The organism is Streptococcus sp. 4886 (assembly GCF_013276485.1).
In the GTDB taxonomy this organism is placed as follows: domain Bacteria; phylum Bacillota; class Bacilli; order Lactobacillales; family Streptococcaceae; genus Streptococcus.
The window spans coordinates 40,618-52,185 of record NZ_VMLD01000001.1 but is presented as its reverse complement, the minus strand read 5'-3'; the positions used below and the strand labels follow the sequence as shown (position 1 = coordinate 52,185).

General features: G+C 39.3%; 12 protein-coding genes. All 12 read left to right on the top strand.

The genetic code is table 11. From position 1 onward, the window contains the following. Positions 1–215 precede the first annotated feature (215 nt). The 12 genes from HT679_RS00250 (at position 216) to HT679_RS00195 (ending at position 11,568) form a co-directional block, all read left to right on the top strand. On the top strand, positions 216–986 hold the full coding sequence (locus tag HT679_RS00250; protein ID WP_173212230.1) for a TatD family hydrolase: 771 nt from the start codon (positions 216–218) through the stop codon (positions 984–986). 13 nt (positions 987–999) lie between these two features. Next, positions 1,000–2,352 (top strand): PIN-like domain-containing protein, encoded by a 1,353-nt coding sequence (locus HT679_RS00245; RefSeq protein WP_173212228.1) that lies wholly within the window; start codon positions 1,000–1,002, stop codon positions 2,350–2,352. Next, positions 2,331–2,903, top strand: coding sequence for a ribonuclease M5 (gene rnmV / locus HT679_RS00240; protein ID WP_173212226.1), 573 nt, complete (start codon positions 2,331–2,333; stop codon positions 2,901–2,903). Before HT679_RS00245 ends, rnmV begins: the two co-directional genes overlap by 22 nt. Before the next feature lie 71 nt (positions 2,904–2,974). Beyond that, positions 2,975–3,886, top strand: coding sequence for an XRE family transcriptional regulator (locus HT679_RS00235; protein ID WP_173212224.1), 912 nt, complete (start codon positions 2,975–2,977; stop codon positions 3,884–3,886). A gap of 340 nt (positions 3,887–4,226) precedes the next feature. Then, a complete protein-coding gene (locus HT679_RS00230) occupies positions 4,227–4,706 on the top strand; it encodes a hypothetical protein (protein ID WP_173212222.1) in 480 nt (159 codons plus the stop codon). 712 nt (positions 4,707–5,418) lie between these two features. Further along, positions 5,419–7,449, top strand: coding sequence for a bacteriocin-associated integral membrane family protein (locus tag HT679_RS00225; RefSeq protein WP_173212220.1), 2,031 nt, complete (start codon positions 5,419–5,421; stop codon positions 7,447–7,449). Position 7,450: 1 nt separating this feature from the next. Continuing rightward, positions 7,451–8,092 carry an ABC transporter ATP-binding protein gene (locus HT679_RS00220; RefSeq protein WP_173212218.1) on the top strand — a complete coding sequence of 214 codons (642 nt, stop codon included), beginning with the start codon at positions 7,451–7,453 and terminating at the stop codon, positions 8,090–8,092. After that, on the top strand, positions 8,085–8,393 hold the full coding sequence (locus HT679_RS00215; protein WP_000333264.1) for a hypothetical protein: 309 nt from the start codon (positions 8,085–8,087) through the stop codon (positions 8,391–8,393). Before HT679_RS00220 ends, HT679_RS00215 begins: the two co-directional genes overlap by 8 nt. Positions 8,394–8,523: 130 nt before the next feature. Then, the gene (rsmA, locus tag HT679_RS00210; RefSeq protein ID WP_173212216.1) at positions 8,524–9,396 is read left to right on the top strand and encodes a 16S rRNA (adenine(1518)-N(6)/adenine(1519)-N(6))-dimethyltransferase RsmA; all 873 of its coding nucleotides are present in this window, start codon (positions 8,524–8,526) and stop codon (positions 9,394–9,396) included. A gap of 1 nt (position 9,397) precedes the next feature. Beyond that, a complete protein-coding gene (rsgA, locus tag HT679_RS00205) occupies positions 9,398–10,276 on the top strand; it encodes a ribosome small subunit-dependent GTPase A (RefSeq protein ID WP_173212214.1) in 879 nt (292 codons plus the stop codon). 10 nt (positions 10,277–10,286) lie between these two features. Next, entirely contained in the window at positions 10,287–10,943 is a 657-nt protein-coding gene (gene rpe, locus HT679_RS00200; RefSeq protein ID WP_173212211.1) for a ribulose-phosphate 3-epimerase, read from the top strand. Beyond that, positions 10,906–11,568, top strand: coding sequence for a thiamine diphosphokinase (locus HT679_RS00195; RefSeq protein ID WP_173212209.1), 663 nt, complete (start codon positions 10,906–10,908; stop codon positions 11,566–11,568). The genes rpe and HT679_RS00195 overlap by 38 nt, the downstream gene beginning before the upstream one ends.

Sequence of the window (11,568 nt, the reverse complement as noted above, 5' to 3'; positions counted from 1 at the left end):
CGGTTTGAATTTGATTTTCGAAGAGTATTAGATGAATAGGGATGTTCTATCAATCTAGCCAATCTCTTCTGTCTCTAACTGTGGGACAGGAGATGGGCAATATCGGATAGAAAAGCTAGCAGAATAGCTCTATTGAAGAGAGGAGGGAAACCGAAAAATTGGGTGCCCCTCCTCTTTTTTGGTATAATAGAAGATAGAAAACGAGGTTAGAAGAGATGATTTTTGATACACATACACACTTGAATGTAGAAGAATTTGCGGGTCGTGAGGCAGAAGAAATAGCCTTGGCTGCTGAGATGGGTGTGACACAGATGAATATTGTTGGTTTTGATCAACCAACGATTGAGCGTGCCTTGGAGCTGGTAGATGAGTATGACCAGCTCTATGCGACTATCGGTTGGCATCCGACCGAAGCAGGGACTTACACAGAGGAAGTCGAGGCTTACTTGTTGGATAAGTTAAAACATCCCAAGGTTGTGGCTTTAGGTGAGATTGGTTTGGATTATCATTGGATGACAGCGCCCAAAGAGGTGCAGGAGCAGGTTTTTCGCCGTCAGATTCAGCTATCTAAGGACTTGGATCTGCCTTTTGTTGTCCATACCCGTGATGCGCTGGAAGATACTTATGAGATTATCAAGAGCGAGGGAGTTGGCCCTCGTGGTGGTATCATGCATTCTTTCTCAGGAACTCTTGAATGGGCAGAGAAGTTTGTCGAGCTTGGAATGACCATTTCCTTCTCAGGAGTGGTGACTTTTAAGAAGGCAACTGACATCCAAGAAGCAGCTAAAAAGTTACCTGTGGACAAGATTTTGGTGGAAACGGATGCGCCTTACTTAGCACCTGTACCCAAGCGTGGTCGTGAAAACAAAACAGCCTATACTCGCTATGTAGTGGACTTTATCGCTGACTTGCGTGGGATGACGACAGAAGAGCTGGCGGTAGCAACGACTGCAAATGCAGAACGAATTTTTGGAATTAAGTATTAAAGGAGAAAATATAATGGTTAATTTTATTAAAGAATATAATAAAGATTTTACAAATGAGATGATTAAAGAATCAATTTTTGTAATTGATAATAATTGCTTACTATTCCCTCTGAAAGATTATGTTTTGGGCGATAAAATAGTAGATTCGTTCAATATAATAAAAAATGATGTTTATATTCCATATGTAACACAAATTGAATATTTAGAAAATGAATCAAACACCATAAATAAGCGGAAGGAACAAGTAAAAAAAGCAAAAAAAATAATTTCGGACATTGAAGAGTCAAATCAACTATTAGATTTTAGAATAAAAAATACCATAAATAATAATCTTTTTAATGAAATTGAAAAATATAAAAAAGATGATGCTATGAGATCTATGTACGAACAAATTTCAAGTTTTAAAAATGAGTATGTAGATAAAATTAAAAATTATGAAGAAAAGTTGAAGTTGATAAATGATGAATTGGCAGAGGAGAAAAATAAGCTATTAAAAAAAGTTGATTGGAAATTATCAACTACGAGTGTCGATGAAATAAAGAGAGTAATTGAGAAATTCCTAGATGAGGTAAAGCTAGGATTAGACTACACTGATGATATCTTGAGTAGATATACTGAGGTAATAAATGAACGTTATAATTCAAACATTTCTCCAGGATATGAAGATATTGATGGAAAATCTAACCGAACAATTTTTTTAGGAGGTAAATCAGTACCTAGACATTATTCGGATGCAATTTTTTGGTTAGATACATTAGATTATATTATATGTAACCCAAATGTAACTAAAGATAAGAAATATTTGATTATTATTTCGAATGAAGGAAAACAAGACTGGGTTGTTGGAGGTAATAAAACAAAAATCAATCTTGACATGTATTCGGAATGCTATAGAAAAACAGGTTTGATTGTTAAAAAAATAGATATTTGGACACTCTTAAACGTAACGGGAGTAGCGGATGGCAGTTCAATTGAAATTTCCCGTAAAAATTATGAAACTGGAAAATATGATTTTAGATTATACGGACAGGATTATATTGGTATAGAACAACAATCTAAAATGATGGAAATTATATTTGAAAAAATTATTTCAAAAATTGATGGATCGACTTTAAACATTCCGTGTGTCGTATCGTTTGAAGATTCACTGGAAGGCGTTAACACAACATTTGATAAATATCTAATGGTTAGAGATAGCCTAGGGAATGAATTTTTAGTAGGGACGTCTTTGAATTTTTCTCAAAAACTTAGATATATTTTTGATTTATTGGATTCTAGAGTTGAGGGTAGTGCCCCGCAATTAAAATTTATGGACAGTAGTGTTCAAAGTGAGTGGGAAAAAATATGTCGTCGAAGAAAAAAATGAAAATTTCCCAAGTCATCGTGGTTGAAGGTCGTGATGATACGGCCAATCTCAAACGCTATTTCGATGTAGAGACCTATGAGACTCGAGGTTCTGCCATCAATGACCAGGACATAGAGCGGATTCAGCGCCTACACCAACGTCATGGAGTCATTGTCTTTACAGACCCAGATTTTAATGGGGAACGGATTCGTCGTATGATTATGACGGCCATTCCAACAGTTCAGCATGCCTTCCTCAAACGAGATGAAGCTGTTCCTAAGTCCAAAACCAAGGGGCGGTCTCTGGGAATTGAGCATGCCAGCTATGAGGATCTGAAAACAGCTCTAGCTCAGGTGACAGAACAATTTGAACATGAGAGCCAGTTTGACATCAGTCGTAGCGACTTGATTCGCCTTGGTTTTCTAGCGGGAGCAGACAGCCGTAAGCGACGAGAATATCTAGGAGAGGCTCTCCGAATTGGCTATTCTAACGGCAAGCAACTCCTCAAGCGCTTAGAGTTGTTTGGGGTCACCTTGGCAGAAGTGGAAGAAGCTATGAAATCTTATGAGTAGGAAAGATGTAGCCGTTACAATTTTTTAAGTTTCACAGTATTTTTCGAAGCAGGTAGAAGAGGAGGCGTCTGATGTTAATTGGTCAAAAAATCAAAGAGATTCGGATAGAGAAAGGAATTAGTCGTCCAGATTTTTGTGGAGATGAGCAAGAACTGACAGTTCGTCAACTGTCGCGAATTGAAAGTGGAGCTTCGCAACCGAGTTTGCCCAAGTTAGACTATATTGCTCGCCGGCTAGGAGTTCCAGCTTATAGTCTTATGCCGGATTTTTCTGCTCTTCCTCCTGCTTATTTGGAATTGAAATACCAGATTTTACGTGAACCAATCTATGGTAAAGAAGAGGAGTATGATAAGAAGGAAGCGTGTTTGGAAGAGATAGAGGATTTATTTTATGAGCAACTTCCTAATGAGGAAAAAATATGGTTTGAAGCTACTAGAGCAACGATAGATGTTATTCGAAGCGTACGACCAGAATATGGGGAAACCGTACTGGACGATTATTTTAAAACAATTTATGATAAGGAATTGTTTTTGATAAATGAATTAGAAGTTATCAACTTATATTTTGCTATAGTGCTTACAAAGATAAAACAAGGTCAAAATCAGATTGAAGAAATTAACAGAATTCATTCGTTTTTAGTTCGTTTGACAAATCATGTAGAATTAATTGCACCAGAATATCTGTTTGCTTTAAGTAACACTTTGTTTTCGGGTCTAGCCTGTTTGGATAATTTGTCGTCTTATGATTCACTAGAAGCTTATATCTTTAGCCTTAATCATATAATGGAAAAAACACAAGATTTCCAGAAGAAACCAATTATATTAATGTTGGAGTGGAAATTATCTCTAATAATAAACAATGATTATGTTTCTGCCGAACAGTTCTATCAGAAATCGAAGCTATTTGCTGATATAATAGAAAATTCTTATTTAGTTACTATGTTGGAGAAACAATGGCAAGAAGATTTAAAAAAATATTTATAAACATAGTGAATCAGTGACAAAAATGTCCTTGTTCTTGCATCAAAACAGTTCTAAAGTTCGTCTTTAGAGCTGTTTTTTAGATATAAGCTAAAAATGGCACGAAATGGTTATATTTTAAGGACATTGATGTCCTTTGAGTTTATTTAAGAATAATTTATAATTAATTAAAATGTGAAAGGAGATTACAGTATGAACTTTTTTAGTTTATTTTATCTAGTTACTTGGTGGTTTAAATAAAATTTAGTTATGTCTACTTAGTTTCAAAATAGATTCTTTAGGGCAAAGTGTCAGTTTATTAGGATAGTTATGATAAAAATGTATATTTCGAGGAGAAAATAAAATGAAAAATAAGATTTTAACAAAAACAGCAATTGTTTTAAGTTGCTTTTTAACATTAAGTACTGTTGCTCTCCCATCTGCAACTGCTTTTGCTTCTACATATTCAGTTTCGGATAAAGCAACTCAAGTTTCAAAACGTTCTACGGTAACTAATAGTGAAGGAAAACATATCTACGTAGATAACGGACGTATATTAGAATTTGATAAAGATACTGTTTCGCAAGAGGATATCCAAGCTGCTAAAATGGACAGAGGAAAGTGGTCTTTTTCAGTTACAGCTATTCGAAAAGGTTATAGTAAACTCCCTTCGAATGTTAAAAGATGGATAAATCAATATATAGGATTGAATGCCATATTGAGTACACTAGAACACTTTACTGGTTGGATTGAAGATGGAATCTACCAGGCTTGTAAGCGTGCAGGTATGCCAGATTGGATGGCTTGGACAGTAGCTAAAGCTTTGACCTTGATAGCACTATAGTTTATGAAAAAATTAAAAAAATACCTTCCATTCTTTTTCTGTCTACTATACCTAATACACGGAATACTTGATTTATCAACTTTAAATATTTTAGGTGCAATCTTTAAAATTATAATTAGTACTTTGGGTATAATAGTTACATATCCGTTTTATAAAGAAGGAAACGAATAATTTAAAGAAATAATTCTGTACTCAGTCTTATTTAGTTGTTCTCATAGTAGTAGGAATAATCCGTGTTTACCATTTGCGAGTAATAAACAATAATCCTAAAAAAGTCTCTGACAACTAGTGATTGATTTTTCTCGGATTAGTTTCACACAATTGTTTATACGAATGATTGGAGATTATGTTAAATTTACTTTGTGGTATTTTGCAATCAGAGTACATCAAATAGGCACCTTTTTATGTGTCCTTCGTTTTATAATAGGGTAAGAATATTTATAAATATCGTGAAGCAATGACAAAAATTTCCTTGTTCTAGCATTGAAACAGTTCTAAAGTTCGTTTTTAGGACTGTTTTTTTAGATATAAGCTAAAAATGACACGAAATAGTTCTATTTTAAGGACATTGATGTCCTTGATAGTTCTTGAAAAAACGGATATAATATATTTAAAGATGTTGCTAGTAGAAAGAACTTAATAAACTTCTTAACATCGCAGTGACTGTGGTCACCTTCTCACTAAGTGACCAAGTAACTTTTTGGAGGAAATGATGAAACGTTTATTTATTTTGATTTCAATGGTATTGGTATCGCTTTATATGGTGATAAATTCCGTTGATCATCGAGAAGAGATTTTATTTGGTAACTATCCCTCTGTTGATGTGATGGGTACTGGGCTAGACCAATCAGTAGCTGATCGAGAAAAACTGACAGAGGCTTTGAGTAGCTTGGCGGTAGAGCACAATAGTCTCATCGCTCGTCGGATTGTTGAGCCAAATGAAGCTGGAGAAACACGCTTTACCTATGCCACTTATGGTCAGGGAGAGCTTCCAGAAGGTTTGACCATTTCCTCCAAGGAGAGTGCAGAAACGAGTGATTTATTAGGGTCTTACTTGATTGTGTCAGGGAGTTTGGATGGAGTGAGCTTACAGACCGCCCTGCAAGAACTTGGTTATAATGGTGTTGTCTCGAATAGAACAGAGGCATTTTCGATGGTTGTCCTCTTGTCTGCTACCCCAATGGGGCTACTGAGTCTAGCTATTTTTCTGCTGACTTTTATGAGTCTGACCCTGATTTATCGGATCAAGTCCCTTCGTCAGGCAGGGATTCGCTTAATCGCTGGTGAGAGCTTGTTTGGGGTGGCTCTCAGACCAGTGTTAGAAGATGTGAGACAGCTTATCTGCTCAGTGCTGGTATCCAGTCTTTTGGGATTGGGGATTCTCTGGTATCAAGGTGCCTTGTTTATGGCAACGGTGCAACTTGTCATCATTGCTCTTCTACTTTATGGATTGACCTTGGCAGGGATTTCTACCTTACTAAGTGTCGTGTATCTACTCGGTTTACAGGAAAATAGTCTGGTGGATTTATTGAAAGGGAAACTCCCTCTCAAACGTATGATGACATTGATGATGGTGGGGCAACTCTTAGCTGTATTGGTGGTCCGATCGAGTGCGACAGCTCTCCTCCCCCACTACCGTGAAATGCAGGAGATGGAGAAGGCAAGCGATAAATGGAGCCAGTCCTCAGACCGTTACCGTCTATCCTTTGGTTGGTCTAGTGCATTTGCCGATGAAGAAGGAATGCGTAAGGATAATCGTGAGTGGCAGACATTTACTGAAGAACGGTTAGCCAATACAGACTCTTTTTATATCATGAGCAATGTTGACAATTTCTCCGATGGAGCAGAGGTGGACCTAGATGGCAATCGTCTCAATGACTACACACCGTCAGGAAATGTCATCTATGTCTCACCGCGCTATCTAACAGAAGAGAAGGTTGCCGTATCTCCTGAGTTTATGGACAAGATGCAAAACTTGTCTGAGGGAGAATTTGGGCTGATCTTGCCTGAGAGCTTGCGAGAGCAGTCTGTCTACTATCAAGGATTATTTACAGATTACCTGCAAAACTTTTCATCTGAAAGTGTAGAAGTGACGAGTCAGAAACACTACCTCCCACAGGTAAGGCTAGCTTTTACAGAAACAGGACAGGAACGCTTCCTCTATAACGATGGGTACAAGACGACACGCCAGTACCTAAAAGATCCGATTATTGTAGTTTTAACGCCGCAAGCGACTGGAACAAGACCTGTTGCAGGAATGTTATGGGGAACTACGGCTAATAGTGCCTTAAAACTAGATCGATATGGAGATAGTATCACAGCTCTAAAAGAGCAAGGTCTGTATCACAAAGTCTCTTATTTGGTAAAAAGCCAGCTATTTTTTGCCAAGGTACTAAATGACAAACGGATGGAGTTCTACTCTCTCCTTATAGGAACTATTTTGACCCTGTCTACGGCTATCTTGTTATTTGATTCCATGAATCTTCTCTATTTTGAGCAGTTCAGACGGGAGATCATGATTAGACGTCTTGCTGGCATGACAATCTATGAGCTTCATGGCAAGTACTTACTGGCGCAAGGAGGAGTTCTCTTGCTTGGCCTAGTCCTATCTAGTGTTTTGACAGGAGATAGCTTGATTAGCGCTCTAGTTGTAGCTTTATTTACTCTTAACGCCCTCTTGATTTTAGTAAGGCAGGATAAAAAAGAAGAAGCTGGTAGTATGGCAGTATTGAAAGGAAAATAAGATGATTGATATTCAAGGATTGGAAAAGAAGTTTAATGACCGCGCGATTTTCTCTGGTTTAAATCTCAAGCTGGAGAAGGGCAAGGTTTATGCCTTAATCGGAAAGAGTGGAAGCGGAAAGACGACTTTACTTAATATCTTAGGAAACCTAGAAAAGATAGATGGTGGAAGAGTTCTCTATCAGGGGAAAGATTTAAAAACCATTCCCACTCGTGAGTATTTTCGAGACCAGATGGGCTATCTCTTTCAAAATTTTGGCCTTTTAGAAAACCAATCAATCAAAGAGAATTTGGATTTGGGCTTTGTTGGTCAGAAAATCTCAAAAGTAGAACGTTTGGAAAGGCAAGTGGAGGCTTTAGAAAAGGTTAATCTAGGGTATTTGGATCTAGAACAAAAAATTTATACTTTATCTGGGGGAGAGGCCCAACGAGTTGCCCTTGCTAAGACTATTTTGAAAAATCCACCCTTGATTTTGGCAGATGAACCAACAGCAGCTCTTGATCCTGAAAATTCAGAGGAGGTTATGAATCTCTTGGTGGATTTGAAAGATGAAAATCGAATGATCATCATTGCGACCCATAATCCCCTAGTCTGGAATAAGGCCGATGAAATCATTGATATGAGGGAACTTGCTCATGTGTGAAAAAATTCGTATTCGCAGGGTATCTGATTATCCGAGTGCCAGAGGTGGTTTAGAAGATATTCTCATCATGGAAAACATGACCAATCATCTTCTTTTAGTTCAAATCCGAGTGAATGGCTATTTGCTTGATTTTGCTAGTATTGAAGGGCAAAGGCAAAAGCATTATCGTTTGAAAAATTTACCTCAAACGGTTGAATTGACAGTGGACGATGTGGAGGAGGATGTAGATTTGACCCTACCTGAAAATCGAAGTTATCAAGAAGCTGATTTTTTTGAACGTATGTTTCGAGAGAACCGCTAAGTCCACCTTTAAAGATTTCCAAGACTATCTTTCTTCATGAGGAAAGATAGTTTTTTGGTATGATTTTCACCCCCAAAATACAAGGGGAATGTGTTACAATAGTAGTAACAGATAATAGAAAAGAGAATAGATGAGAATTGCAGATTATAGCGTGACCAAGGCAGTGCTGGAGCGTCACGGTTTTACCTTTAAAAAGTCCTTCGGGCAAAATTTCTTGACGGATACCAATATTCTTCAAAAAATCGTGGATACGGCTGAGATTGATGACCAGGTTAATGTCATCGAAATTGGCCCAGGTATTGGTGCCTTGACGGAGTTTCTGGCTGAGCGTGCAGCAGAGGTCATGGCTTTTGAAATTGACCATCGTTTGGTGCCAATCCTAGCAGATACCTTGCGTGATTTTGACAATGTGACCGTAGTCAACGAGGACATTCTCAAGGTTGATTTGGCGCAGCATATCCAAAATTTTAAAAATCCTGACCTGCCAATCAAGGTAGTGGCTAACTTACCCTACTACATCACTACGCCTATTCTCATGCACTTGATTGAAAGTGGCATTCCTTTTAGTGAGTTTGTCGTCATGATGCAAAAAGAGGTAGCTGACCGCATTTCCGCTCAACCTAACACCAAGGCTTACGGTAGCTTGTCAATTGCGGTTCAGTATTATATGACTGCCAAGGTTGCCTTTATCGTACCTCGTACGGTCTTTGTGCCAGCGCCAAATGTGGATTCAGCCATTTTGAAAATGGTGCGTCGTCCAGAGCCAGCTGTAGCAGTGGGAGACGAGAACTTCTTCTTTAAGGTTTCCAAGGCAAGTTTCACTCATCGCCGTAAAACCTTATGGAATAACTTGACAGGTTACTTTGGCAAGACTGAAGAAGTCAAGGACAAGCTGACCAAGGCTTTGGACCAAGCAGGCTTGTCACCAAGTGTGCGTGGGGAAGCTCTCAGCTTGGCAGAGTTTGCCAGCCTAGCAGATGCACTTAAAGGGCAAGGACTCTAAGATGCAGGGACAAATCATTAAAGCTTTGGCTGGGTTCTACTATGTAGAGAGTGAGGGAAAGGTTTATCAAACACGGGCGCGTGGAAATTTCCGTAAAAAAGGGCATACTCCCTACGTTGGGGATTTGGTAGATTTCTCTGCGGAGGAGAACTCTGAGGGATATATCCTTAAGATTCATGAACGAAAAAATAGTCTGGTTCGTCCGCCCATTGTCAATATTGACCAAGCTGTAGTAATCATGTCCGTCAAAGAACCTGATTTTAACAGCAATTTGCTGGATCGGTTCTTAGTTCTTTTGGAGCACAAGGGTATTCATCCCATCGTCTATATTTCTAAAATGGATTTGTTGGAAGATAGGTCAGAATTGGATTTTTACCAGCAGACCTATGGTGACATCGGCTATGACTTTGTGACCAGTAAAGAGGAACTCCTGCCTTTGTTAACAGGCAAGGTTACGGTCTTTATGGGGCAGACAGGTGTTGGGAAATCAACTCTTCTCAATAAAATCGCACCAGACCTCAATCTTGAAACAGGAGAAATTTCAGACAGTCTGGGTCGCGGGCGCCACACTACTCGAGCAGTTAGTTTTTACAATCTTAATGGGGGTAAAATCGCAGATACACCAGGCTTTTCATCACTGGATTATGAAGTAACAACGGCTGAAGACCTCAATCAGGCCTTCCCAGAGATTGCTACTGTCAGTCGAGACTGCAAATTCCGCACTTGTACCCATACCCATGAGCCGTCCTGTGCTGTCAAGCCAGCAGTTGAAGAAGGTACCATTGCGTCCTTCCGTTTTGACAACTACCTGCAATTCCTCAGTGAGATTGAAAATCGCAGAGAAACCTATAAAAAAGTCAGTAAAAAAATTCCAAAATAAGGAGAAACCTATGTCTCAATACAAGATTGCTCCGTCAATTCTGGCAGCAGATTATGCCAACTTTGAACGTGAAATCAAACGCCTAGAAGCAACTGGGGCAGAATATGCCCATATTGATATTATGGACGGTCATTTTGTGCCACAAATCAGTTTTGGTGCGGGTGTGGTCGAGAGTCTTCGTCCTCACAGCAAGATGGTCTTTGACTGCCACTTGATGGTGTCAAATCCTGAGCATCATTTAGAAGACTTTGCGCGTGCGGGAGCAGATATCATCAGTATCCATGTAGAAGCAACGCCTCATATTCATGGCGCCCTCCAAAAAATTCGTTCACTCGGTGTCAAGCCATCAGTTGTCATCAATCCTGGTACGCCTGTTGGGGCGATTAAGCACGTTCTTCACCTAGTTGACCAAGTTTTAGTCATGACAGTTAACCCAGGCTTCGGTGGGCAAGCCTTTCTGCCTGAAACCATGGATAAGGTTCGTGAGTTGGTTGCACTTCGTAAGGAAAAAGGTTTGAACTTTGAGATTGAAGTCGATGGTGGGATTGATGATAAAACTATTGCTCTAGCCAAAGAAGCTGGTGCGACCGTTTTTGTAGCAGGTTCCTATGTCTTTAAGGGAGATGTCAATGAGCGAGTACAAACTCTCAGAAAACAACTGGACTAAGGTTGCCGTTTTTGCAGGCGGAGACCGTGGTCATTATCGGACGGACTTTGATGGTTTTGTTGGTGTGGATCGAGGCTCGCTCTGGGTCTTGGAGGAAAAACTACCTCTTGCTCTAGCAGTCGGAGATTTTGATTCTGTGACCGAAGAAGAGCGACAGGTGATTCAAAAACGTGCCCAGTATTTTGTTCAAGCTCGACCAGAAAAGGATGATACAGATCTGGAATTGGCTCTCTTAACCATTTTTGAGAAGAATTCTGAGGCTCAGGTTACTATTTTCGGTGCCTTGGGAGGTCGTATTGATCATATGTTGGCCAATGTCTTTCTGCCCAGCAATCCCAAATTAGCACCCTTTATGCGCCAGATAGAAATTGAGGATGGGCAAAATTTGATTGCCTATTGTCCGGAAGGGACCAGTCAGCTTGAACCCCGTTCAGACTATGACTACCTAGCCTTTATGCCAGTTCGGGATAGCCAGCTGACCATTCTCGGTGCCAAGTATGAGTTGACAGAGGAAAATTTTTTCTTTAAAAAAGTGTACGCTTCTAACGAATATATAGATAGGGAAGTGTCGGTGACTTGCCCAGATGGCTATGTGGTCGTGCTACATAGTAAGGACAGGAGGTAG

Excerpts from the sequence above, each read along its gene's own strand:
- HT679_RS00250 (WP_173212230.1), top strand. The coding sequence starts at position 216 with ATGATTTTTGATACACATACACACTTGAATGTAGAAGAATTTGCGGGT.
- HT679_RS00245 (WP_173212228.1), top strand. The coding sequence starts at position 1,000 with ATGGTTAATTTTATTAAAGAATATAATAAAGATTTTACAAATGAGATG.
- rnmV (WP_173212226.1), top strand. The coding sequence starts at position 2,331 with ATGTCGTCGAAGAAAAAAATGAAAATTTCCCAAGTCATCGTGGTTGAA.
- HT679_RS00235 (WP_173212224.1), top strand. The coding sequence starts at position 2,975 with ATGTTAATTGGTCAAAAAATCAAAGAGATTCGGATAGAGAAAGGAATT.
- HT679_RS00230 (WP_173212222.1), top strand. The coding sequence starts at position 4,227 with ATGAAAAATAAGATTTTAACAAAAACAGCAATTGTTTTAAGTTGCTTT.
- HT679_RS00225 (WP_173212220.1), top strand. The coding sequence starts at position 5,419 with ATGAAACGTTTATTTATTTTGATTTCAATGGTATTGGTATCGCTTTAT.
- HT679_RS00220 (WP_173212218.1), top strand. The coding sequence starts at position 7,451 with ATGATTGATATTCAAGGATTGGAAAAGAAGTTTAATGACCGCGCGATT.
- HT679_RS00215 (WP_000333264.1), top strand. The coding sequence starts at position 8,085 with ATGTGTGAAAAAATTCGTATTCGCAGGGTATCTGATTATCCGAGTGCC.
- rsmA (WP_173212216.1), top strand. The coding sequence starts at position 8,524 with ATGAGAATTGCAGATTATAGCGTGACCAAGGCAGTGCTGGAGCGTCAC.
- rsgA (WP_173212214.1), top strand. The coding sequence starts at position 9,398 with ATGCAGGGACAAATCATTAAAGCTTTGGCTGGGTTCTACTATGTAGAG.
- rpe (WP_173212211.1), top strand. The coding sequence starts at position 10,287 with ATGTCTCAATACAAGATTGCTCCGTCAATTCTGGCAGCAGATTATGCC.
- HT679_RS00195 (WP_173212209.1), top strand. The coding sequence starts at position 10,906 with ATGAGCGAGTACAAACTCTCAGAAAACAACTGGACTAAGGTTGCCGTT.